Genomic DNA, 23,719 nt, shown 5'->3' with positions numbered 1-23,719 from the left:
TCTTAGGTCCGGAAATCCGGAACGGGCCGCTTTTCAACGTGTTTGGCAAGCCCATGGAGCAGAGATTAGCCGCAGTGCTGGCGGCCGATATGGCCGGCTACTCCAGGCTGATGGAGGCCGACGAAGCGGGCACGCTTGCGCGGCTCCGCACCCACCGCATCGAGCTCATAGATCCCGCGATCGCCAAGAACAAGGGGCGGTTGATCAAGACCACCGGCGACGGGCTGCTGGTGGAATTCCAGAGCGTGACCGATGCGGTCAAATGCGCGGTCGAGATCCAGCAGCGCATGAAGAGGCGGAACTCCGATGTGCCGGAGGACCGGCGGATCGAATTCCGCATCGGCATCAATCTAGGCGACATCATCTTCGAGGACGACGACATCTTCGGCGACGGCGTCAACATCGCCGCGCGCGCCGAGCAGCTGGCCGAGGTCGGCGGCATCTGCGTGACAGCGGCGGTGGCAACGCAAGTGGCTGACCGGCTGGAATTGCCGATCGAAGATCTCGGAGAGAAGACGCTGAAGAACATCAGCCGGCCGGTGCGCCTCTACCGCGTCGGTCTCGAGGGTCTGGACCTTCCGGCCTCGACGGGGGGGAGCGAAGCGAAAAAGGGCGTCTGCAAACCGACGATCGTCGTCTTGCCCTTCGACAATATGAGCGGCGATCCCGACCAGGAGTTCTTCGCCGACGGGCTGACCGAGGACATCATCACCGAGCTTTCGCGAAGGCATGAGCTCTTCGTCATCTCGCGCAACTCGTCCTTCGTCTACAAGAACCAGTCGGTCAACGTGCGCGAGGTGGCCGCCAGCCTCGGGGCGCAATATCTGGTGGAAGGCAGCGTGCGCAAGATCGGCGAGCGGGTGCGCGTCACCGTCCAGTTGATCGACGCGGTCAACGACGCGCACATCTGGGCCGACAAATACGACCGGCAGCTCGACGACATCTTTGCCATTCAGGACGAGGTGACGGCGGCGATCGCCGCGACCGTGCCCGGTCGGCTGGAGGCCGCCCAGCGCGACCAGCTTTCGCGCACCAAGCCGGCCAACATGGCGGCCTATGAATGTGCGCTTGCCGCCAAGGTGCTGCATCACCGCAGCAGTGCCGACGACAACAGGCAGGCGCAGGCGTTGATCGACCGTGCCGTTTCGCTCGATCCCGGCTATGCCCACGCGCATGCCTGGCGGGCCTGCATCCTCGGGCAATCCTGGGTCTACGGCTGGTGTGCCGACAAGGAGGCGACCTGGGCCGAGGTCAACGCCGAGCTCGAACGGGCGCTTGCGCTCGACGACAACGACGCCGACGTGCATCGCATCCTTGCCGCCGTCAACGTCAACACCAACGAACTGACGACGGCGCGCTATCACCAGGAGCGGGCGCTGTTCCTCAACCCCAATTACGACCTCGTCGTGGTGCAGCAGGGCGAACTCTTGACCTGGCTCGGCCGGCCGGAGGAGGGAGCGGAATGGATCCTGAAGGCGATGCGCCTCAACCCGCACCACCCGGAACGCTTCTGGAGCCACCTCGGCAAGGCGCATTTCGCCGCGCGCCGATATGGCGAGGCGATCGAGGCCTTCATGCACCTGACCTCGATGGACGAGACCCAGCACGCCTTCGTCGCCGCCTGCCACGGCTGGCGCGGTGATGCGATTGCGGCGGGCGCGCATATCGGCAAGGTCAAGGCGCTGGCGCCGAGCTTCGAGATCGAGACCTTTCTGGCGACCATGCACTATGCGCAGGAGGAGGACCTGCAGCATCTGCGCGAGGGGCTGGTGAAGGCGGGGGCAGGGTGAAAAGCGGGCCCGCGCGCTCAAGGCCTGCGCGTGGACGCGAGCACGGATCCGGAGGCGAGGAGGATGCGTTTCCGCCCCTGACAACGCAATTGCGGAGCCTGCTGCACCGTCGGGAGAGGTGGCTATGGAAGCAGTTCGCGCAGAACGGCGGCTGGTGGCCATTCTTGCCGTCGACGTTGTCGGCTACTCGCGGCTGATGGAGGCCGACGAGGCCCGTACGCTCGCAGCCATCAAGGCGTGGCGTTGCGACATCTTCGATCCCCTCATGCAGGACTACCACGGCCGCATCGTCAAACTGATGGGCGACGGTGCGATCGTCGAATTCGGCTCCGTCGTCGATGCCGTCGCCTGTGCGGTCGCGTCGCAAAACAGGGTTGCGGCGCGCCAGGCGGATATCCCGCGCGAGCATCGGCTGCTGCTGCGCATGGGCATCAACCTCGGCGATGTCGTCGTCGAGGGGGATGATCTGCTCGGCGACGGCGTCAACGTCGCAGCCCGCCTCGAGCAGATGTGCGAGCCAGGGGGCCTGTTCGTCTCCGGCACCGCCTTCGACCACCTGCAGGGCAAGTTCGAACTGCCGCTGGAGTTCATTGGCGAGCATCACGTGAAGAACATCCAGCGGCCCGTCCGCGTCTACCGGGTGCAGTTCGACGGAGATCTCAAGAGTCGGCGCTTCACCTTCGAGACCCTTCGCGGCTGGCGCATTGCGGCTGCGCTGGCCGTGATCGTTGCGACCGGCCTTGCCGCGACGTGGCTGGTGCAGAGGCGCGAGAGCGTCGAGCCCGCGTCCGTTGCGCGGAGCGCCTTGCCGCTGCCGCAGACGCCCTCGATCGCGGTGCTGCCTTTCGAAAATCTCAGCTCCGATTCAGCGCAAAGCTACTTCGCCGACGGCATGACCGACGACCTGATCACCGAACTGTCGAAACTGTCGGGCATCTTCGTCATCGCGCGCAACTCGACCTTTGCCTACAAGGGCAAGCCCACCAAGGCGCAGCAGGTGGGGGCGGAACTGGGCGTCCACTATATCCTTGAGGGCAGCGTCCGTCGGGAGGGAAACCAGGTTCGGGTCAATGCCCAATTGATCGACGCGATCGACGGGCACCACCTGTGGGCCGAGCGCTATGATGGGGAAATGAGCGGCGTGTTCGGGCTGCAGGACAAGGTGATCGGACAGATCGTCTCGACGCTCTCCGTGAAGCTGACGAGTGCCGAAAAGAACGTGGCGGCGGTGCCGGAAACGACGAACCCGAAGGCCTACGATACCCTGTTGCGCGGCTGGGAGCATCTTCGCCGCGACAGCGAAGCGGAAACGGTCGCAGCTTCCGCATTTTTCCAGAAGGCGATCGTGCTCGACCCGCACTACAGCCGCGCCTACGCGTCGCTGGCGGCGGCAAACTGGCGGGCGAGCATCCTGTCCTGGGATTATTCCCGCAGGGAGGCCGCGTCCAGGAACCTCGCCAGAAATCTCGCAAAGGCGATGGAGAAGCCGACGCCGCTTGCCTATGCCGTCTCGGCGCAGGTGCTTGCGCAGCAGGGGCGTTACGACGAAGCCTTCGCCGCCATCGACCGAGCGATGACGCTTGCGCCCAACGATCCCGACAACCATGTCGGCATGGCGCGGATCCTTAACGCGACAGGACGCGCGACGGAGGCGGAACAGGAGGCGCGCCTGGCGATGCGGTTCGATCCTCACCCGACGCGGGCAACGCTGCGCATGCTCGCCGTCTCGCTGTTTTCTCAAGGCAAATACGACGAGGCCGCCGCCACTTACGAGCGGGTGCTCGAGAAAAGCTCCGAACTCTTGGGGGATTACGCCACGCTGACTTCGAGCTATGGACATCTCGGCCGCACGGGCGACATTCAGAGGCTGGTCGACCAGTACAACAAGCTGGCGGCGTCCTCGCTGGGAGATCCGCTCACCGTCCAGGAAAGCGCCTATGACTGGTATGGCAGCGCCTTCAGCTACCACCGGCCCTATATCGCGCGGCTGCAGGAGGGACTTCGCAAGGCCGGATTGCCGGAAGGGGCCGGCACGGACCTTGCCTTCGACGACTATGCCAAGTTCATTTCGCTGACGAAGGGCGAGCTCAGCGTCGAGCGAACGATAAAGGTCGACGTTGCGGAAGTGAAAGCGCTGCTTGCGCGCGGCGTCACCTTCATCGATGTGCGGGCGCCGCTCACCTATGACATTGGCCATCTCCCCAAGGCCGTCAATCTGTCGCTGCTGACCGCGCTATCGAAGGAAAGCCTCGCCAAGGTGGTGGGAAAGGCAGACGAGGTCGCCTTCTATTGTCAGGGCAGAAACTGCACCCATGCCGCCTATGCGTCCGCCAAGGCGATCGCCTGGGGCTACACCCGCGTCTACTATTTCGCCGGCGGATTTCTGGAGTGGGATGACGAGGGCTACCCGCTCGTGATCGAGGTCGGCAAGTAGTTCGGGCAGGGATGTCCGCGATCCATTGCTACCGTGGCCCGATGCTGATGAAGATCGACTTCCGGTCGCTGTGCGAGCTGGGGCGCCACTGGCGCGGCATCGGCGTGACGCTCTTCATCAACGGGGCGATCAAGCCATTCTCGATGGCCCTGCTGGCATGGTTGTTCTGCTGGCTCTTCCGCCCGTTGCCGCCGCCATCAGCCTGTTCGGCATCCAGTCGGGCGCCGCGCTCGCGACCGTCGTCGGGGCACTCATCGAGGTACCGGTGATGCTGTCGGTCGTCTGGATCGTGAACAGGTCCAGGGACTGGTACGAGGCAGCGCCGGCGGTGGCCCGGAATTCCGTCTCGAAAGGCGCATGAGCGATGGAGGCGCGTGTCGCGCTCGCTGGACAGCCCTTGATACATGCGCCAATGATGACGGATGGACGAAATCGTCATCCAGGCGCACAAGCATTGCGCCAACCATCGAGCGGAAATCGAAGCGAGCCCGTCCTGCGGATGCTTCTATTGTTGCGAGATCTTTCCGGCGGCCGAGATCAACGAATGGATCGACGATGACACAACGGCGATCTGTCCCCGTTGCGGCATCGATTCCGTCATCGGCAGTGGCTCAGGCTTTCCCGTGACGACGGTCGAATTCCTGGCGCGGATGAGACGCTATTGGTTTTGAGCGTCGCGCCGTCCGCCCTGAAGCGGGGGCGCAACGCCACGTAGACTTCAGCCTGTCGCCATCAAGGCCCAGCTCGTTTGCCGGGCATCGATGGCGGCTCCTTGCCGCGATCTTGGTCGGATCAGGCCTCAGGCTCGTGGCAGACAGCCTCGATGTTGTGGCCATCCGGATCGAAAACGAAGGCGGCGTAATAGTTGGCGTGGTAGCGCGGGCGCAGGCCCGGCGCGCCGTTGTCCCTGCCGCCGGCCGCAAGGGCTGCGCTGTAGAAGGCGTCGACCTGCTCACGGGTCGTGGCCATGAAGGCGAGGTGAAGGTGCGCCGGCGATTCCTCGGTCTGGTAGAGGCACAGCGACGACTTGCCGTCCGTACTCATCTCCACGCCATGCGCGCCATGATCGACCACCGAAACGCCGAGCGGTTCGAGCGTCTTCAGGTAGAAGTCGAGGCTTGCCGCATAGTCGCGGACACCGAATTTGACGTGGTCGAACATCGCGTTCTCCTGTGTGCGGGTTTGAGGTGCGCTGGCGAGGCGGCGCATTTGCGGCCGGGATTGGGCTGATAGCCCGATGGCCTGTTGCAGGCAACCGTAGGTCCTTGGGGGCGCATCGGTATGCGCTCGGGGCCTGGCCTCTTGCCGCGCGGCGCGTCACACGGCGCAGACCTCCCGCACGCATCCCCTTAGCCACCTGTGCGCCGGATCGGCGTCGAGGCGGGGGTGCCAGAGCAACGAAATGGTGATTTCGGGCAGGGCGACGGGCAGGGGGAAGGTGACGAGGTTTTCGCGCAGGCTTCCGGTGTAGCGCTCGGGCACGCTGGCGACGAGGTCGGTGGCGCGGACAAGCGCCAGGGCCTCGGAGAAGCTGCCGACGGAAGCGGTGATCTTGCGGCTAAGGCCGAGGGCCTGGAGGGCAGTGTCGATCGGGCCGACGTCGTTGCCGCGGCGCGAGACATGGATGTGGTGGCCTTCGGCGTAGCGGGCGGGCGTCACTTCGCCTGATGTCAGCGGATGGCCCGGGCGGACCACGGCGACGAAACGGTCGTGGAAGAGGGCTTGGGCGCGAAGCTCCGGGCCCGTCATGTCGCCGACAACGGCAGTTTCGAGATCGACGGTTCCTTCGCGAAGCGGGCTGCTTTCCCGGTCGAGCTTCTGCACGAAGCGCAGACGCACGCCGGGCGCCTCTCGCTCGACACGGGCAATCAGTCCAGCGCCGAAGTTTTCGACGAAACCCTCGCGGTTCCTGAGCGTGAAGGTGCGGGCAAGCGTCTTCAGGTCCAGGCTCTCGGCCGGGCGAAGGCAGGCTTCGGCCGCTTCGACGATGGGGCCGGTGAGCGTGCGCAGCTCCAGCGCCCTCGGCGTCGGAACGAGGCCGCGGCCGGCACGCACCAGAAGCGGATCGCCGGTCGCCTCGCGCAGCCTTGCCAGCGCCCGGCTCATGGCCGAGGGGCTGAGCCGCAGGCGCCTGGCGGCGCGGGCGACGCTGCCTTCCGCAAGCAGCACGTCGAGGGTCACGAGCAGGTTGAGATCCGGTCTGGTCATGCCCATCCATAACACAGTTGGCTCATGATGTGGCGTCAAACGCACGAATGAAGTGCAAATGCTGCGTCTTCCGCCACATGAAGCCGAGGTCTATTTTTTCGGAGAACTGACCTTGGAGGGTTTTTCGATGATCTCATGCCCACTGATGCCCGCCCCGATTTCCCTGTCTGATCGGAAGTCGTTGCCGCCCATTTTGAATCATGAAAGCGCGCTATCGCCTTGTTTCCCCGCGATTTCCCGTGCTGCAAAAGATCGGTGCGAAACCTCGCGCGCGGGAGGTGGTCGATGAGCGCGACGAAGACTGCAAACGCTCCCGCCACCGCCTCGGTTCGCTGCGTGCTCACCAGCCTGTCGCTGTCGATGCTGCTCTCCTCGCTTGGCACCAGCAGCGCCAATGTGGCGCTTCCGGCGCTGGCGGACGCTTTTGGTGTCTCGTTCCAGGCGGTGCAATGGGTGGTGCTTGCCTATCTGCTTGCCATCACCACGCTGATCGTCAGCGTCGGGCGGCTTGGCGATATCGTCGGCCGGCGGCGGCTTCTGCTTGCCGGCATCGCGCTCTTTATCGCAGCCTCGGTGCTTTGCGGCCTGACGCCCGCTTTCCCGCTGCTCGTCGCGGCGCGAGCGATGCAGGGCGTCGGGGCTGCGATCATGATGGCGCTGACCATGGCGTTTGTCGGCGAGACGGTGGCGACGGAGAAGACCGGCAGCGCCATGGGCTTGCTCGGCACCATGTCGGCCATCGGCACAGCGCTCGGGCCGTCGCTCGGCGGCGCGCTGATTGCCGGGCCCGGTTGGCGGGCGATCTTTCTCGTCAACGTGCCGTTGGGGCTTCTGGCGCTCGTGCTCGCCCATCGGTATCTGCCGGCGGACAAGGGGTATGAGGGCAGGGAACGCCCACGCTTCGACGTCGCCGGCACCTTGCTGCTTGCGCTTTCGCTGGGCGCCTATGCATTGGCGATGACGGTGGGCCGCGGCAGTTTCGGCATGCTCAATGTCGCGCTGCTTTCGGCCGCCGTTTTGGGTCTTGCACTGTTCCTGCGGGTCGAGACCAAGGTAGCCTCGCCGCTGATCCGGCCGGCGATGTTGCGTGATCCGGTTTTCAGCCGCGGGCTTTCGACCAATGCGCTGGTCTCGACCGTGATGATGGCGACGCTGGTGGTCGGGCCGTTTTATCTGTCGCGCGGGCTGGGGCTCGATGCGGCGATGGTCGGGCTCGTCCTGTCGGTCGGTCCCGTCATCTCGGCCTTCGGTGGCGTGGTCGCCGGCCGTATCGTCGATCGCCTGGGCGCGGGCTTCGTAGTCACGATCGGTCTTGCCGCGATGGTTGCGGGCTGCGCGGCGCTTGTGCTGCTGCCCGGGCTTTTTGGCGTTGCCGGTTATGTCGCGGCGATCGCGCTTTTGACGCCCGGCTACCAGCTGTTCCAGGCGGCCAACAATACGGCGGTCATGGCGGATGTGAGCGCGGACCGGCGCGGCGTCGTTTCCGGCCTGCTCTACCTTTCGCGCAATCTCGGCCTCGTCACCGGCGCATCGGTCATGGGCGCGGTCTTTGCCTCAGCCGTGGTGGCAAGCGACATGGCCGGGGCGGCGCCAGCCTTGGTCGCCAGGGGCATGCAGGTGACCTTTGCTGTGGCTGGGCTGTTGACCGTGACCGCGCTGGCGATTGCCGTTGCGGGCAGGGCGTTCAGGCGCGCACAACGGGCCGTCGCCGCGGAGCCAGCTGGAGAGTGATGATCCCGCAAAAGACGGACCGCACCGACACGCCGCCGCTCAGCGATCGGCACCCGACCGATTGCGCCACGCCTCTGACGCGAGGCTGTAGCTCTGGTGGAGGATCTCTTCGCCCCTCGAGCGGGAGGCCTTCCGCATGGTTTTCTCAGGGCGAAAGCCGAGCTTGAGCAGGACCTTGCCGGAGGCCGGATTGTCGGCCGCGTGGCCTGATTTCAGCCTCGCGAGCGAGCTGCTCGAAGGCGAAGGACACCACTGCCTGCGCTGCCTCGAAGGCATAGCCCTGGCCCCAGCTTGGCTTCTCCAGCCAGTAGCCGAGTTCGCCTTCTTCGCCGTCGATCTCGTCGAGATCGACCAGGCCGATCATGTGGCCTTTGCGCTCGATGGCAAATCGAAAGGCCGTGCCGGCGATCCATTCCTGCCGGTGCACACCGAACCAGACGGTCATGTCGTCGGGATCGGGTGGAAACTGCGCCATGCGTAGCATGCGCGTGACGTCCCAATCCGACTGGATCTCAAAGGCGCGCTGCGCATCGGCGGGCGTTGTCGGGCGCAGCGCGAGTCGATCGGTCGTCAGCGTGACCGCGGGGCGATTTCCAGTGTTCGCTGCGGATGGGCGCATTGTCACGGGTCTCCCCATCGATCCGCACTGATCGTCAGACACTACCGCGTTCAGGCGGTCGGCAAACGCTCGAGCCGGGCGCGAAGCGTTTCGAAATCCGGCACGAACCAGATCGAATCACCCTTGTTCGTTTCGCGCACGAAATCGGTCAGCGCCTTGCTGGCTTCGAGCCTGGTGCTGATATCGCCGACGATGGCGAGCCGCATGCGGTAGTTGACGAATTTCTGGAACACCTCGCCGGCGACGCGGGTCGAAAGATCGAGGAAATGGGGACCCAGCCGTTCGACCGGGACTGCCAGCAAGTCGGCCTCATGCGCCCAGCCGTCGCCGAGAAAATCATTGGCGTCGCCCGGTGCCGCAAGCAGAGGGCCATCGACAGCGCATTGCAGCACGCGCGCGGTTCCGATTTCGATCAGCTGTGTCATGCGCCAAGAAGTAGGCTGCAAAGCCCAGGGTTGCAAGGGCTGTTGCCTCGGGTTCTGCCGTCGGGGCAGGTTGCGCTCGCCGCCGGCAGGATTGGTCCCGTATCCGCATGTCCGGTCGGTTCGGCCGAGCGGGCATGAGGCGATGTATTTCTAGAAATATATCGATATTCGCAAAAACTGATTGGCGTCCGCAAGTTATGCCGGAACGACGCGTGAGAATTTCTCGGGAATTCCGGTGCCAGTTTTCTGTCAATTTGACACAGATCAATGACCCCTTCTGTTCGGCATTTACTCTGAGGCACGGTGAAAAGCTGTCATCGGCCGGTCACGGGATTGATTTTTATTTCCGGTGGCGCATCTTACCTTGGATTGTGTTGGGGGACGCAGGAATGCCGGAAGTCGTTCAGGCACAGCCGATCGAAAAGCCGCCGCGCTCGCGACGCGCGGAGCTGATTACCTTCTTCGTGCTCGCCTTCGGCATCTGGCCGATCGTCGCCGTCGGCATTGTCGGCGGCTATGGTTTCCTCGTCTGGATGCTGCAGATCATCTTTGGCCCGCCGGGCCCGCCCGGGCATTGAGGTCGAGCCATGAAGGTCGAACCTCTCTCACGCCGTGAATTTTTTACCGGCCGCGCTGCCGCAAAGCCCGTCCGCATCCGCCCGCCGGGCGTTTCGGAGCTCAGCCTTGCCGCCTGCACCGGTTGCGGCGCCTGTGCGGAGCGATGTCCCACCGCCATAATCCGTCTTTCTGACGGTCTTCCCTTCGTCGACTTTTCGGGCGGCGAATGCACCTTCTGTGGTGCCTGCGAGGAAGCCTGTCCCGAGCCGGTATTCACCGAGAAGGCCGTGCGCCGTTTCCCGCATGTCGCCGCGGTCACCGATACCTGTCTCGCGCGCCGATACATTGCCTGCCAGTCCTGCGGCGAAAGCTGTCCGGAGCAGGCGATCCGTTTTCGCCCGCGTATCGGCGGGCCGTTTCTGCCTGAGATCAACGAAGACCGATGCACCGGCTGCGGCGCCTGCCTCAGTGGCTGCCCGGTGAGTGCGATTGCAGTGAAGGCATTGGAAGTGGAGGTGGCGCATGTCTGAGGCCGCAGCGGCAAAGGCGGGTACGCCCTATCACATTTCGAGCGCCGTGGTCGCCACGATGCCGCAGAGCACCGAAGCGATCCTGGCGACGCTCGCGGGAATGGAAAACGTCGAAATCCATGGCTATGGCGGCGGCAAGATCGTCGTCGTCATCGAAGGCAGAAGCACGGGCGCGCTCGGCGAACGGCTGACTCAGATCTCGCTGCTCGACGGGGTGATCTCGGCCAACATGGTTTTCGAGCATGTGGAAATGGAAGAGGAAGGGCAGGAGCCATGAGCGGAGAACTGACGCGGCGTGACATTCTGAAGGCCCATGCGGCCGGCATCGCCGCCGCCACGGCCGGCATTGCGCTGCCTGCCGCCGCACAGCCGGTGCCGGGCGGCGTCAACGCGCTGGAAATCAAGTGGTCCAAGGCGCCGTGTCGCTTCTGCGGCACGGGCTGCGGCGTGATGGTGGGCGTGAAGGAAGGCCAGGTTGTCGCCACCCACGGCGACATGCAGGCCGAGGTCAACCGCGGCCTCAACTGCATCAAGGGCTATTTCCTTTCCAAGATCATGTACGGCAACGACCGCCTGACGACGCCGCTCTTAAGGAAGCGCGGCGGCACTTACGCCAAGGACGGCGAGTTCGAGCCCGTCAGCTGGGACGAGGCCTTCAACGTCATGGCCGAGCAGGCAAAGAAGGTGCTGAAGGAGAAAGGCCCGACGGCCGTCGGCATGTTCGGCTCCGGTCAATGGACGATCTTCGAGGGTTATGCGGCGACCAAGCTGATGCGGGCGGGTTTCCGCTCCAACAATCTCGATCCCAATGCCCGCCACTGCATGGCGTCCGCCGCCGTCGCCTTCATGCGCACCTTCGGCATGGACGAGCCGATGGGCTGCTACGACGACTTCGAGAACGCCGATGCCTTCGTGCTCTGGGGCTCGAACATGGCGGAGATGCACCCGATCCTCTGGACCCGTGTCGCCGACCGGCGTCTCGGCCAGCCGCATGTGCGCGTCGCGGTGCTTTCGACCTTCACCCATCGCAGCATGGACCTGGCCGATATCCCGATCGTCTTCAAGCCAGGCACCGACCTCGTCATCCTCAACTACATCGCCAACCACATCATCACGACCGGCAAGGTCAACGATGACTTCGTCAACAAGCACACGAAGTTTGCTCGCGGGGTCACCGACATCGGCTATGGTCTCCGGCCCGACAATCCGGTCGAGGTGAATGCCGCAAACTCCAAGGACCCCGGCAAGACCGAGCCGATGGATTTCGAGGCGTTCAAGGAGTTCGTTTCCGAATATACGCTGAAGAAGACCGCCGAGATGACCGGCGTCGATCCGGAGTTCCTGGAGCAGCTGGCCGAGCTTTATGCCGACCCGAGCCGCAAGGTCATGTCGCTCTGGACCATGGGCTTCAACCAGCATGTGCGCGGTGTGTGGGCCAACCAGATGGTCTACAATCTGCATCTTCTGACCGGAAAGATCTCCGAGCCCGGCAACAGCCCGTTCTCGCTGACCGGACAGCCGTCTGCCTGCGGCACGGCGCGCGAGGTCGGCACCTTCGCCCATCGCCTGCCTGCCGACATGGTGGTGACCAATCCCGAGCACCGGAAGCACGCCGAAGAAATCTGGCGCATTCCGCACGGTATCATTCCGGAAAAGCCCGGCTACCACGCCGTGCAGCAGGACCGGATGCTGAAGGACGGCAAGCTCAATTTCTACTGGGTGCAGGTCAACAACAACGTCCAGGCGGGGCCGAACACCGCCAACGAGACCTGGCAGGGCTATCGCAACCCGGACAATTTCATCGTCGTTTCCGATGCCTATCCGACGATCACGGCGATGAGCGCCGACCTGATCCTGCCCGCCGCCATGTGGGTGGAGAAGGAAGGGGCCTACGGCAATGCCGAGCGGCGCACCCATGTCTGGCACCAGCTGGTGCAAGCGGGCGGCGAAGCGCGCTCGGACCTCTGGCAGATGGTGGAGTTTTCCAAGCGCTTCACCACCGACGAGGTGTGGCCGAAGGAGATCCTCGACGCCAGCCCCGAATATCGCGGCAAGACGCTGTTCGAGGTTCTGTTCAAGAACGGCGAAGTCGATCGTTTCCCGCTGACCGATGTCAGCGCCGAATACGACAACAACGAAGCCAAGGATTTCGGCTTCTACATCCAGAAGGGGCTGTTCGAGGAATATGCCACTTTCGGACGCGGCCATGGTCATGATCTGGCGCCCTACGACACCTATCACGAGGTGCGCGGGCTGCGCTGGCCTGTGGTCAACGGCCAGGAGACGCGCTGGCGCTACCGCGAGGGCTTCGACCCCTATGTGAAGCCGGGCGAGGGCGTGAAGTTCTATGGCAACAAGGACGGCAAGGCGATCATCCTTGCGGTGCCCTACGAGCCGCCGGCCGAATCTCCCGACGACGAATACGATACCTGGCTGGTGACCGGCCGCGTGCTGGAACACTGGCACTCGGGCTCGATGACCATGCGGGTGCCGGAACTCTACAAGGCGTTTCCGGGCGCGCGCGTCTTCATGAACGCGGAGGATGCCCGCAAGCGCGGCATCAACCAGGGCATGGAAGTGCGCATCGTCTCGCGCCGCGGCGAGATCCGCTCACGCGTCGACATCCGCGGCCGCAACCGCATGCCGCCCGGCGTCGTCTTCGTTCCCTGGTTCGACGCCAGCCAGCTGATCAACAAGGTTACCCTCGACGCCACCGATCCCATCTCCAAACAGACGGATTTCAAAAAATGCGCGGTCAAGATTCTTCCCGTCACCCTCTAGGGTGGTCACGGCTGGTTCGGGCCGTTGCCAAACGGCCCGCATGGATGGCCCTTGCGGCTGGCCTTCTGATGTTCGTCACGACGGCGGCCGTCGCCCAAGTGGCGGAAAAACTGGTGCCGCAGCTCGAAGGGCCGACGCCGCAGATGGCGACGGAAGCGGCGGCACCGCTGCCGAAATGGGTGGTCGACGACAAGCGCAAGATGCGCGCCTATCCCGATCAGCCGCCGGTCATTCCGCATTCGATCGAGGGCTACGAGCTTTCGGTCAATGCCAACCGGTGCCTGTCCTGTCACAAGCGCGAGTTCACGCAGGATTCGGGTGCGCCGATGATCAGCGTCACCCACTACATGACGCGCGACGGGCAGATGATCGCCGACGTTTCGCCCCGGCGTTACTTCTGCACCGCCTGCCACGTGCCGCAGGCCGATACCAGCCCGCTGGTGCCGAGCAATTTCAAGGACATGAGCGAACTGGGCTTCAAGCCGGCCGGAAGCGAGTGACGACATGATCGCATGGATCAGGAAAATCATCCTTTGGGCCTGGGGCATCATGAAGACGCCGGCCGGCACGCTCGGCCTTGGCTTCCTCACGCTCGGCGGCTTCATCGGCGGCGTCATGTTCTGGGGTGCATTCAACACGGCGCTGGAACTCACCAACACCGAAAAGTTCTGCACCTCGTGCCATGAGATGCACGACAACGTCTATCAGGAGCTGACGCGCACCATCCACTTCTCCAACCGCTCGGGCGTGCGCGCCAGTTGCCCGGACTGCCACGTGCCGCATGAATGGACCGACAAGATCGCCCGCAAGATGCAGGCTTCGAAGGAAGTCTGGGGCAAGATCTTTGGCACGATCAATACCAGGCCGAAATTCCTCGAGAAGCGGCTGGAACTGGCGCAGCACGAATGGGCGCGCATGAAGGCCAATGACAGCCTGGAATGCCGCAACTGCCATTCCTCCGTCGCCATGGACCTGCAGAAGCAGACGCAGCGGGCGGCCGAGATCCACACCCGCTATCTGCTCTCGGGCAAGGCCACCTGCATCGATTGCCATAAGGGCATCGCCCACGAGCTGCCCAACATGGAAGGCATCGATCCAGGCTGGAAGATGCCGCCGGAACTGGAGGGCAAGAAGATGGCCAATCAGACGCCGATCGATGATCTGAGGCAGGCGATGGCGGATCTGCATATGCAGGCGCAGTAAGACGCGCCGGCCCACCTGAGCCGCATTGAATTCTCCAGGGCCATGCCGGTGCGGTGTGGCCCTCTTTTTTACGGTTCTTGGGCAGTGCGTCCTTCATTCCTGTGCTTGTCACAGGAATTCAGCCGCGTCGCGTCGGCGGCGCGAGGGACCTGGTTCCCAAGAGGCGTCGTGCCAAGACCGTACTTCCCACCGTGCCGACGCACGGCTGCTGGATCTCTGTGACGAGCACAGAGATGAGGGTGGGTGGGGGCCGGCCTCGTGCCAAGCCGCCAGATGAGGGGAGTGGCTTGGGGGTTCTTGAGCCAACGGCGCACGTTCGGATCTGCGGCGATGGACTTGTCGAGCAGCGCTTTTCTCTCTTCATTTCCCCCCGCCAATCTTATTTCGGAAAAAAAACGACACCGCTGTCGGCGCCGCCATTTCCCGTTCGTCATTTAGGCAGGGAGGCAATCTGGCTTCCTCCACCGGAGCGGGATAGGAAAAAAAATCCGCGCGGGTCTTTCGCCCGCAGCCTGCTCTCACTATTTGGGTTTCACCACGCCGGCACCCCCAGAGGTCACGAGGACCGGGACTGGCGTGACAGAGGAGAATGGACAATGCGCGTAGTGGTTTTCGTAAAGGCGACCAAGGACAGCGAAGCGGGCAACATGCCCTCGACCGAGCTGCTGGAAGCCATGGGCAAGTACAACGAGGAACTGGTCAATGCCGGCATCATGCAGGCGGGCGAGGGGCTGCATCCCTCGTCGCGTGGCGCCCGCGTCGCCTTCGACGGCGCCGACCGCATGGTCATCGATGGCCCCTTTGCCGAGACCAAGGAACTGGTCGCGGGCTTCTGGATCTGGACCGTCAAGGACATGGCCGAGGCAATCGCCTGGGTGAAGCGCTGCCCGAACCCGATGCCGGGCCCGAGCGAAATCGAAATCCGCCCGGTCTTCGAGATGGAAGATTTCGGCGACTTGGTGACGCCGGAGATCGCCGCCCAGGACGAGCGCCTGCGCGAGAAGATCGCCAACCAGTAAGGGCTGTTAGCCGAACCTTGGGGTGGCCTTGCCCATCTCCCCAGGTTTAACCCGGGAGCAACTCTGCTTGCCCCTCACCCTAACCCTCTCCCCGCAGGCGGGGAGAGGGTACGAGCCCGGTTCTCGGTGATTTCGAACGCAGCGCCGTCACGGTCAAATGTGTTTGGTCGGGGGGCCGGATTGCGGTGCTTGTCGCCGAGGGAGTGAGTGCCACGCATGTCCTTCTCCCCGCCAAGCGGGGAGAAGGTGCCGGCAGGATGAGGGGCAAGTCGTCACCGGGCGGATGAGGAGTTAGTCCTCACCGGGCGGATGAGGAGTAAGTCCTCACCGCGGGATGAGGGGCAGCCGCCGGTTTTGCGCGGTGACAAGGTGTTGTGCGGCGAGCGGGACGAAGGCCGTTCGCGGGATGAACGGCTGCCACGGTGTCCGGATCGTGTCGATGTTGGCAGGACGTCTGCTCTGCTTCCCGTAGAGATTGTATTAACCGTGTTCGTTTACCTTATTTCCGGGGTTTGAACCGGAGTGGGGCAATGGTCAGGACGAGCAGTTTCGTCATTTTTCTTCTTTCAAGTGTTTCGATCGCGGCGGCTGCCGATATCGATGGTCCGTTGGTGGGGCCGCAGGACGCCTATGAGGTGCCGGTGGAGCAGGCGTCGGGCGGCATCGTCGGCTACGTCGAGACGTCCTACGGCGCGGCCGTGGACTCGCCCGGCGATATCGATGCGGATGCATGGGACCTGCGCGGTGCGGTGAACTTCGACGCCGGCGCCGGCTTCAACCTGCAGGTCGATCTCGGCTACACGCGCGCCTCCTTTGAGGATATCGACACGAACAGCTATGACGGCGCGCTGCACGGCTACTACCGTAATGATCTCTTTGCGGCAGGCGTCTTCGTGCAAGGCGCACGCCTCGACCCGGGCATCGGCCTCGACCTCAACGATTACATGGGTGGCGTCGAAGCGGCCTACTTCCTTGATACCTGGACGCTGCATGGCGCGATCGGCTACGGCCAGGCGAGTGTGGAAGACTTCGACGACATCGATGCCGATCATTACATGGGCTCGCTCGGCGCGCGCATCTACGCGACCGACAACCTGCGCTTCGACGTCGACGGCTCGCTGCATCGCATGAGCGAAAACGACCTGGATTACGACCTGCGCAGCGTAAAGCTGACGGCCAACTACCGGCTGGACGCTTTCCCCGTCACGCTCTTTGCCGGCTACAAATACACCAACGAAGAGCTTTCAGGGCTGAGCGCTTCGGTTTCCGGCGACACCAGCACCCTCTTCGGCGGCCTGCGCTTCTCCTACGGTTCGACGACGCTCAAGGAAGAAGAGCGCCTCGGCCCGGTCTGGTCCAGCAATCGCCTGGCGTTCTGATCGGCTTGGCAGGCGGCAGCATTTTGCGCCGCTGCCAGCCAGGTACAATCATCAAGCAAGAGCATGGTGGCACCGCGCGTCTGAAGAGGCGCGCGGTGTTCTTATGTTATCGCAGGCTCCGGAGATAATTGGCCCGATCGAACGGGTTCGCGCCCAACCGGGGCCGGGAAGGCTGCGTGCCTGCGATCGGCGCGTAGTGATCGAAGCTGTTTTCGAGCACGCCGGCGCCGCTGGTGAGCCCCGGCAACTGCCGCTGGACGCCCTGGACGTTGGCCGATGCGATCGTTCCGGCAAGCCGGGCGACGCCGCCTTCGATGATCGAATCCGTCGTCGACGCGCCTGACTTGGCGAGCAGCGTGTGAATGGCCGTCAGGACGGACGCGGGCGCTTCAAGGCGGAAGCTGTCGATCGGCTCGCAGACGACCGTTCCGGCCGAAGACAACGCCTCGGCGAGCACCAGCGGCGTCAGCCGGCGAAAATCGACGGCGGTGCTGGCCGGCGAGGTCTGGCGCGCCGCTGTCATGGCGACGTGGCAATCGATCACCTGCCAGCCGAAGAGCCCGGCCTTCAGCGTTTCGGCAACGGCCTCTTCGACCGCCCGGTAAAAGCTCGCAGGCATCTGGCCGACATCCACTTCGAGGGCAAAACTGTTGCCCGCTGCCGCCGGCCGCGGTTCGATCCTGAGGCCGACGGTCGCAAGGAAGGGGTTCGGCTCGCGGAAGATGATCTCGATGCCGGTTCCGGTGCCAAGGGGCCGTTCGACGCAGATGACCGTGCTTTCCTCGAAATGCGCCTCCAGCCCGAAATCGGCCGACAGGGTGGCCTCGATCACCTCCTTCTGCACCTCACCATAGAGCGAAACGAACATCTCGCTGGCATCGTCGCTGGTGCGCAGGTTGATGAACGGGTCCTGTTCGGCCAGTTGCTGAAGGGCAAGCCACAGCGCCGTGTTGTCCGAAGGGCGCCTCGGCCGCACGAGGGTTTCGAGCGTCGGCGGGGCGAAATGAAACGCTCCGGCACGCGTTCCGTCGACGCCGACCCAATCACCGATGCGGGCATGGGCAAGCCCGCCCACCTTGGCGATGCGGCCGGCTGTCACCCGGTCCACCTTTTCCAGCCGACCCTGGTCGAAGAGCTGGATGCTGGTCACCTTCGCCGCGCCGCCGGAAAGGACGAGATAGTCGCGCGTGGCGACAGTGCCGGACGTCAGGTTGAGAAAGGCGAGCTTTTCACCGCCCCAGCCGCGCTCGATCTTGAAGATCCGGCCTTCGACCGGTGCATCCGGGGCGGGCGCCTTCGCCGGCAACAGCGTCTCGATCGCGGTGATCAGGCCCGGCACGCCGACGCCGGTCATGGCGATGCCGCAATAGACCGGGTGCAGAAGGCCTTCGGCAAGCTGCGTCGCCAAGGCCTTCCGCAGCCGCTCGACAGTCAGACGCTCCGGTGCCAGCACATAATCGTCGAGCAAGGCTTCATCATTGGCGGCAAGCGCCTCCGAAAGTGCCGAAAAATGCGGTTCCTGCGCAAAGTCGATCGGCTCGGTTCTCGCGTGTCGGCTGCCGACCTCGACCGCCGCCGACATGATGACGGGGCGTACCGAGAGTTGGCTGGCGATCTCTTCGACCACTTCGGCGGGACGCGCCCCGAGGCGATCGATCTTGTTGACGAAGAACAGGAAGGGGACGCCGAGGCGGCGCAAGGCGCGCACCAGCACGCGGGTCTGCGCCTGCACGCCTTCCACCGCCGAGACGACCACGACGGCGGCATCGAGCGATTGCAGCACGCGCTCGACCTCGGCGATGAAGTCCGGATGCCCGGGGGTGTCGATGAGGTTTACGACCAGATCGCCAAGCCTGAACGACACGACGGAGGCGGCAATGGTGATGCCACGCTGCCGTTCGAGTTCAAGGCTGTCGGTCTGGGTATTGCCGCTATCGACGCTGCCGAGCCTGTCGATCGCACCGGTGTCAAAAAGGAGTCTTTCCGTAAGGCTAGTCTTGCCTGCATCCACGTGGGCGAGGATGCCCAGATTCAATGTGCGCATATCCCATCAGCTGCTCAAAAATTCGGATCTGGGTTTCTTGAGAAGTGACTCGGCGCATCGGGGCCTCCAGACTTGAGCTTCTTGCGGATCGCGCAACCCACGGCAGGCGAGGGTGCTCGTGAAATCTAAGGACGCCAAAGGAAGGGCGTCAAGCGCCGCCTGACAACTCCGACGCGGTGTTGCAGATTTGCTGGTGTGGTCGGGGCCATCGAAAAATGGCGATGCTCCCTTCAGGCGGTTACGCGAGGACAGGCCGAACACAATGTCTGGTCGTACTTATTAGTATATGCTAACTTCCTCCCGCCAAAGAAAAAGGGGGAGGCAAACATGGACATGACCCGTCGCGTCGTCGCTTTGGGCGGCGCCGGCCTGCTTGCATCAGCATCGTTCTTACCTGCGAACGCGCTGGAATCGCCGCTTTTCGATCCGGTCGAGGCTGCCGATGATTTCTGGCTGGCGGTGGAAGCCTATATCTACGGCTACCCACTGGTGACGACGGAAATGACCCGCCGGGTGGTGACCAATGTGGCCAAGCCCGAAGGCAGCAAGGGGCCGATGGGCCACGTCATCAAGCTGCGTGAATATCCGAACGCATCCTTCAAGGATGTCACCGCGCCGAATGCCGATACGCTGTACACGACAGCCTTCGTCGATGTGGGCAAGGAGCCGTGGGTGCTGTCGATCCCCGACATGAAGGATCGCTTCTTCCTGTTTCCGATGCTCGACGGCTGGACGACGGTGTTTCAGGTGCCGGGCAAGCGCACGACCGGCGGCGGGGCGCAGGCCTATGCCATTACCGGGCCGGGCTGGCAGGGAAGCCTTCCCGACGGCGTGACCGAATACAAATCGTCAACCGGCATCGTCTGGATCCTCGGGCGCATCTATTGCGATGGCACGCCGGAGGACTATGCGGCGGTGCATGCACTTCAGGACGAGTGCAAGCTTTGTCCGCTCAGCGCCTATGGAAAGGACTGGACGCCGCCGGTCGGCAAGGTCGATCCGTCGATCGACATGAAGACGGCGGTGCGCGAGCAGGTCAATCGCATGGATGCGGTCGAATATTTCACGCTTCTTTGCGAGTTGATGAAGACCAATCCGCCGACGGCGGCGGATGGCGAGGCGATCGCCAAATTTGCCGAAATCGGCATCGTGCCGGGCCAGGACTTCGACAAGAGCAAGCTCGATGCCGCCTTCGTGTCGCGCATCCCCGTCATGGCGTTCCATCGCATCATGCTGCACTTCAAGTTCAGCGATGGTGACATCCAGAACGTCAACGGCTGGGGCTTCACCACCAAGACCGGCATCTACGGCACCAACTATCTGCAGCGGGCGCTGATCACGGCGATCGGGCTTGGCGCCAATCGTCCGCAGGATGCGATCTATCCGACGTCGCTGAAGTCCAGGGACGGTCTGGTTTCCCGCGCCTATCACGGCTCCAACAAATACGTCGTCACCTTCCCCAAGGGGCAATTGCCGCCGGTGCGGGGCTTCTGGTCGATCACCATGTACGACGAGAACTATTTCTTCGTCGACAATCCGCTCAACCGCTATTCGATCAGCGCGCGCGTCAGCCCCAAGGCCAATGCCGACGGTTCGACGGAGATCTACATCCAGAATGAATCACCCGGCAAGGACAAGGAAAACAACTGGTTGCCGGCGCCGAAGGGCAAGTTCATCCTGATGATGCGGCTCTATTGGCCCGACGACAGCCCGCCTTCCATTCTCGACGGGTCGTGGCTCATCCCGCCGGTGAAGAAGGCAGGATGACAGAGGCGAAAGAGTCCCTGCGTCTTCGCGTGAAGGCGCAGGGCGTGGCGATCAGGCGGCGGCTCAGCGCTTAGGCAGCACGAGATCGCCGACCGTATAGATGTGAAACTCGCTGCGGGAGACTTCGTCCAGCTTGCGGAACTTCTCCGCGAACACCGGATCGGAGAAGAACTCATCGACATTTCCGGTGCCCTGGATCGCCTCGACATTGACGACGGTCTCGCCGTCGGTGCTCTTCGACAGCGTGCTCCACAGAAAACCTTCCTTCCGTTCGGCAACGTAGTGCACGACGTCCTGGATGACGGCGAAGGCTTCTTCCTGCTTGCCCGGATGGGCGTGGATGACGTTGACGACGAAGGTCGTCGGAACGGGGGACGCCGAGAAAGTGGGGGTAGGGATCGTTGTCATGCTTCTCTCCATTTAAACGCCGCGGCGTATCGACCGCGACGGCATCTGGATATCGGGAGAGAAATAGCGGATAAACGAGCGCGTATTCTCATCACTTCGGAAAAACATTCCGTAATCGGTGCGCGATGGACAAGCTCGGAACGCTCAGCATTTTCATTCAGGTGGCAGAGGCGGGCAGCTTCGTGGCCGCCGGGCATCGCCTAGGGCTTTCAGGTTCGGCCGTCGGCAAGGCGATCGCGCGGCTCGAAGACGAGATGGGCGTGCGCCTCTTCAACCGGTCGACGAGAAGCATGGCGCTGACCGAGGACGGCAGCTTCTTTCTCGACACCTGCCGCCGCATCCAGTCCGAATTCGAAACGGCCCAGGCGCAACTGTCACGCTCGCATGCGACGCCGCGCGGGCAATTGCGCGTCAGCCTGCCGCTCGCCGGCATGCTGCTGATGCCGACCATATCGGACTTCATGCGCGCCTATCCGCTGATCAATCTTGATCTCGATTTCACCGATCGGCTGGTCGATGTGATCGAGGAGGGCTTCGATGCGGTCATCCGCACCGGCGACGTGAAGGATACACGCCTGATGAGCCGCAAGCTCGGGACGTTCCGGCACCGGATCGTCGCTTCGCCGGAATATCTCGCGGCTCATGGGCGGCCGGAGGTGCCGGAGGACCTGCTTGGGCACCGCTGCCTTCATCACCGCTACGCCAATTCCGGCCGCCTCGAACCCTGGCCGCTCGTTCGTGACGGGCGTGAGGTGAAGCTGGACCTGCCTGTGACCACGGTGGCGAGTACGCTCGACCCCTTGATCTTTCTTGCGGAGCGTTCCTTCGGCATCACCTGCCTGCCGCCCTTTGCCGTGTCGCCTGAACTGGCGGAAGGCAAGCTGGTCTCGCTGCTGGAAGATTACCTTCGCGAAACCGGCACGTTCCGCGTGCTTTGGCCGACCAATCGCTATCTTTCGCCAAAGGTGCGTGCCTTCGTCGATTTCATGGCGGAGAACCTGTTTGCCGCGTGACGGCCGGGCGGCACGGAACGTTCCCCCGGCGTCGATCCAGCCGTTGCTAAAGTGCTGCAAATGTCCGAAGCTTCGCTGACGCCATCGGGTCATGCGAGCCGGAGCAGATGCGCACCATGACAGACGCCTCTTCCATTCAGCCTGCCGCCAGCCATGACGCCCGCATCTGCCGGGGATGCTGGGACCAGATGCATGTGCCGATCCCGATCCGCGGGCCCTTGGCGCTGCCGTTCCGTGCCTTCGGTATTACCCGCAGCAAGATGAACCCGAACATCTGTACGATCTGCGAGCGCTCCTTCCGTTACGTGAAGAAGCAGAGTCACGTTGCGGCAAGCGCCACAATCCTGTTTGCCGACATCCGCGGATTCACGCATCTTTCGGAGCGGATCGAGCGGGTGCGCTTGAGCCAGATCGTCAGCCTGTTCCAGGATCGCTGCGCCCAGGCGATCTGGGCGCATGACGGCATCGTCAACAAGCAGATGGGCGACGGGCTGATGGCGATCTTCAACTTTCCGATCATCCGGAAAGACCATGCGCAAGCGGCGATCATGGCAGCACGCGATATCCAGCGTCTCTGCGCCGATGCACTCGGCCGCCTCGACCTCGACGACCTCGGCGAACGGCCGCTCGGCGTGGGCGTCGGCATTCATTCGGGCGAGGTCGAGATCGGCGAGTTCTCGACATTCCGCAGCGATTTCACCGCGATCGGCGGCACGGTCAACCTGGCCTCGAGGCTCGAATCCCAGGCCGAGGCGGGCGAGATTCTGCTTTCCCCGGAGACGGCCGCTCAGGCGGAAACGCTGACGGCGGGCGCCGGCACCCGGCTGCTGGTCCTGAAAGGCATCGACCAGCCGGTCGAGGCGAGGGTGCTCGCGACACATTGATCGACGTGAAGCGTTTGCTGATTTCCCTAGTGTCGAGGTGAGCCGCTTCAGCTTACTCAGTGGAAACTTGCCTGATAGCTGGTCGCGATGAGCGAGACATGAGCGTCAAGAGGCGGTCGCAGTTCGAAGGCCTGTGGATGGCGTGAGAAATCATAGAGACGGAGGAGGCACCACTCCTCGCGTCGCGTCTGGGCCACCTCAAGTTCGTTGCGCGAAATATGGAATGGCGTTCGTTCCCAACCGTTGGTGGTCTTTACCTCGATCAAACGCACGCGCCCATCCGGCGTGAAGCTTGCTATGTCATAGCCCGCGCCATCGCCATCTTCCTGCGCCACCCACCGAATCTGGCGGGCCAGATCCTGACGACCGCTCTGTAGTAGCTGCGCGCGTTCGTGCTGGAGTACGCGCTCTTCTCCAGCGCGGCCGAGTGCACGGTTGCGTTCGTCCCGCCCGGCCACATCGAAACGCCGTGCGACCGTCTGCATCTGTGTCAATTCGTCGGGGGGTGGGGCATTGTGGAGAGTGGGCGGGACACCGATGAAGAGCGCCAGTGGCTCGGCCATGCCGAATGCCGGACCGGAACCAAGGACACTGTCCCATTGCGGATGCTGCGCTAACCAACGGGATATTGCCTCGGCCAAGGACATCTGAAAATTGAACCGCGGCTGGTAACCGCTGAGGGTGGGAAGACCAAACCCTCTCGCAGCAGCCGAAATGTTGCAATGTTTGAATTCTATCGAGCCGCGACTTCTTCCGAGCGCTTCTTGCAGAACCCGGTTGTGCAAGGCCTTGTTGTAGGATTGACCAGAAAGTTCGTCGCGAAGCATGGAAAAATAGGCCGCGACGATCGCGTCATTTTCCGTATCTGTCCAATTCCCCAAGCCCATGCTCTCCAGGCTACGCAGCACACCGGAATAAGTCATCCG

The 23,719-nt window shown here is 63.4% G+C and carries 22 protein-coding genes and 1 pseudogene; 16 read left to right on the top strand and 7 right to left on the bottom strand.

Going from position 1 to position 23,719, the window contains the following annotated elements:
• The first annotated feature begins 53 nt into the window (after positions 1-53).
• From BLU15_RS02560 to BLU15_RS02545, 4 genes and pseudogenes are all read left to right on the top strand, one after another.
• On the top strand, positions 54-1,790 hold the full coding sequence (locus tag BLU15_RS02560; RefSeq protein WP_060516063.1) for an adenylate/guanylate cyclase domain-containing protein: 1,737 nt from the start codon (positions 54-56) through the stop codon (positions 1,788-1,790).
• Between the two features lie 124 nt (positions 1,791-1,914).
• Positions 1,915-4,224 (top strand): rhodanese-like domain-containing protein, encoded by a 2,310-nt coding sequence (locus BLU15_RS02555; protein WP_090294174.1) that lies wholly within the window; start codon positions 1,915-1,917, stop codon positions 4,222-4,224.
• A 184-nt stretch (positions 4,225-4,408) separates the two neighbouring features.
• Positions 4,409-4,585: pseudogene (locus BLU15_RS38840) on the top strand (arsenical-resistance protein); the annotation flags it as partial.
• A 61-nt stretch (positions 4,586-4,646) separates the two neighbouring features.
• On the top strand, positions 4,647-4,895 hold the full coding sequence (locus tag BLU15_RS02545) for a hypothetical protein (RefSeq protein ID WP_034793118.1): 249 nt from the start codon (positions 4,647-4,649) through the stop codon (positions 4,893-4,895).
• A 121-nt stretch (positions 4,896-5,016) separates the two neighbouring features.
• On the opposite strand, the gene BLU15_RS02540 is transcribed toward BLU15_RS02545, so the two are convergent.
• Both BLU15_RS02540 and BLU15_RS02535 read right to left on the bottom strand, forming a co-directional pair.
• On the bottom strand, positions 5,017-5,385 hold the full coding sequence (locus tag BLU15_RS02540) for a VOC family protein (protein ID WP_060583226.1): 369 nt from the start codon (positions 5,383-5,385) through the stop codon (positions 5,017-5,019).
• Between the two features lie 156 nt (positions 5,386-5,541).
• Entirely contained in the window at positions 5,542-6,432 is an 891-nt protein-coding gene (locus tag BLU15_RS02535; RefSeq protein WP_090294445.1) for a LysR family transcriptional regulator, read from the bottom strand.
• Between the two features lie 285 nt (positions 6,433-6,717).
• Here BLU15_RS02535 and BLU15_RS02530 point away from each other — a divergent pair, with 285 nt between their 5' ends.
• Positions 6,718-8,163 carry an MFS transporter gene (locus tag BLU15_RS02530; RefSeq protein ID WP_090294171.1) on the top strand — a complete coding sequence of 482 codons (1,446 nt, stop codon included), beginning with the start codon at positions 6,718-6,720 and terminating at the stop codon, positions 8,161-8,163.
• Between the two features lie 145 nt (positions 8,164-8,308).
• On the opposite strand, the gene BLU15_RS02525 is transcribed toward BLU15_RS02530, so the two are convergent.
• A complete protein-coding gene (locus BLU15_RS02525) occupies positions 8,309-8,782 on the bottom strand; it encodes a GNAT family N-acetyltransferase (RefSeq protein ID WP_244546698.1) in 474 nt (157 codons plus the stop codon).
• Positions 8,783-8,832: 50 nt separating this feature from the next.
• The gene (locus BLU15_RS02520; protein ID WP_034793127.1) at positions 8,833-9,207 is read right to left on the bottom strand and encodes a DUF4180 domain-containing protein; all 375 of its coding nucleotides are present in this window, start codon (positions 9,205-9,207) and stop codon (positions 8,833-8,835) included.
• Positions 9,208-9,596: 389 nt separating this feature from the next.
• Here BLU15_RS02520 and napE point away from each other — a divergent pair, with 389 nt between their 5' ends.
• From napE to BLU15_RS02480, 8 genes are all read left to right on the top strand, one after another.
• Positions 9,597-9,785: a periplasmic nitrate reductase, NapE protein gene (napE, locus tag BLU15_RS02515; RefSeq protein ID WP_034793129.1), complete on the top strand. Its 189-nt coding sequence runs from the start codon at positions 9,597-9,599 to the stop codon at positions 9,783-9,785.
• Positions 9,786-9,794: 9 nt separating this feature from the next.
• Positions 9,795-10,295 (top strand): ferredoxin-type protein NapF, encoded by a 501-nt coding sequence (napF, locus tag BLU15_RS02510; RefSeq protein ID WP_034793131.1) that lies wholly within the window; start codon positions 9,795-9,797, stop codon positions 10,293-10,295.
• On the top strand, positions 10,288-10,572 hold the full coding sequence (locus BLU15_RS02505) for a chaperone NapD (protein ID WP_090294170.1): 285 nt from the start codon (positions 10,288-10,290) through the stop codon (positions 10,570-10,572). Before napF ends, BLU15_RS02505 begins: the two co-directional genes overlap by 8 nt.
• On the top strand, positions 10,569-13,076 hold the full coding sequence (gene napA, locus BLU15_RS02500) for a periplasmic nitrate reductase subunit alpha (RefSeq protein ID WP_090294168.1): 2,508 nt from the start codon (positions 10,569-10,571) through the stop codon (positions 13,074-13,076). Before BLU15_RS02505 ends, napA begins: the two co-directional genes overlap by 4 nt.
• A 44-nt stretch (positions 13,077-13,120) precedes the next feature.
• Positions 13,121-13,576, top strand: coding sequence for a nitrate reductase cytochrome c-type subunit (locus BLU15_RS02495; protein WP_089043553.1), 456 nt, complete (start codon positions 13,121-13,123; stop codon positions 13,574-13,576).
• A gap of 4 nt (positions 13,577-13,580) precedes the next feature.
• On the top strand, positions 13,581-14,279 hold the full coding sequence (locus tag BLU15_RS02490; RefSeq protein WP_034793141.1) for a NapC/NirT family cytochrome c: 699 nt from the start codon (positions 13,581-13,583) through the stop codon (positions 14,277-14,279).
• Positions 14,280-14,875: 596 nt separating this feature from the next.
• Positions 14,876-15,298 (top strand): YciI family protein, encoded by a 423-nt coding sequence (locus tag BLU15_RS02485; protein WP_060516071.1) that lies wholly within the window; start codon positions 14,876-14,878, stop codon positions 15,296-15,298.
• Between the two features lie 530 nt (positions 15,299-15,828).
• On the top strand, positions 15,829-16,677 hold the full coding sequence (locus BLU15_RS02480; protein WP_034793150.1) for a hypothetical protein: 849 nt from the start codon (positions 15,829-15,831) through the stop codon (positions 16,675-16,677).
• Between the two features lie 106 nt (positions 16,678-16,783).
• On the opposite strand, the gene BLU15_RS02475 is transcribed toward BLU15_RS02480, so the two are convergent.
• Positions 16,784-18,721 carry an elongation factor G gene (locus BLU15_RS02475; RefSeq protein WP_090294166.1) on the bottom strand — a complete coding sequence of 646 codons (1,938 nt, stop codon included), beginning with the start codon at positions 18,719-18,721 and terminating at the stop codon, positions 16,784-16,786.
• A 327-nt stretch (positions 18,722-19,048) separates the two neighbouring features.
• Here BLU15_RS02475 and BLU15_RS02470 point away from each other — a divergent pair, with 327 nt between their 5' ends.
• The gene (locus BLU15_RS02470) at positions 19,049-20,488 is read left to right on the top strand and encodes a DUF1254 domain-containing protein (RefSeq protein ID WP_090294165.1); all 1,440 of its coding nucleotides are present in this window, start codon (positions 19,049-19,051) and stop codon (positions 20,486-20,488) included.
• A gap of 63 nt (positions 20,489-20,551) precedes the next feature.
• Here BLU15_RS02470 and BLU15_RS02465 read toward each other — a convergent pair whose 3' ends face one another.
• Positions 20,552-20,896: an antibiotic biosynthesis monooxygenase gene (locus tag BLU15_RS02465; protein WP_034793159.1), complete on the bottom strand. Its 345-nt coding sequence runs from the start codon at positions 20,894-20,896 to the stop codon at positions 20,552-20,554.
• A gap of 125 nt (positions 20,897-21,021) precedes the next feature.
• Between BLU15_RS02465 and BLU15_RS02460 the strand changes: the two genes are divergently transcribed.
• Entirely contained in the window at positions 21,022-21,909 is an 888-nt protein-coding gene (locus tag BLU15_RS02460) for a LysR family transcriptional regulator (RefSeq protein WP_060583237.1), read from the top strand.
• Positions 21,910-22,025: 116 nt separating this feature from the next.
• A complete protein-coding gene (locus BLU15_RS02455; RefSeq protein ID WP_090294443.1) occupies positions 22,026-22,793 on the top strand; it encodes an adenylate/guanylate cyclase domain-containing protein in 768 nt (255 codons plus the stop codon).
• Between the two features lie 56 nt (positions 22,794-22,849).
• On the opposite strand, the gene BLU15_RS02450 is transcribed toward BLU15_RS02455, so the two are convergent.
• Positions 22,850-23,716, bottom strand: coding sequence for a protein NO VEIN domain-containing protein (locus tag BLU15_RS02450; RefSeq protein ID WP_244546697.1), 867 nt, complete (start codon positions 23,714-23,716; stop codon positions 22,850-22,852).
• Between the last annotated feature and the right edge of the window lie 3 nt (positions 23,717-23,719).

The sequence above is a fragment of the Ensifer sp. YR511 genome (assembly GCF_900103045.1).
Lineage (GTDB): Bacteria > Pseudomonadota > Alphaproteobacteria > Rhizobiales > Rhizobiaceae > Ensifer > Ensifer adhaerens.
The sequence above is the reverse complement of the archived record's forward strand: the minus strand, read 5'-3'. Positions and strand labels throughout refer to the sequence as shown.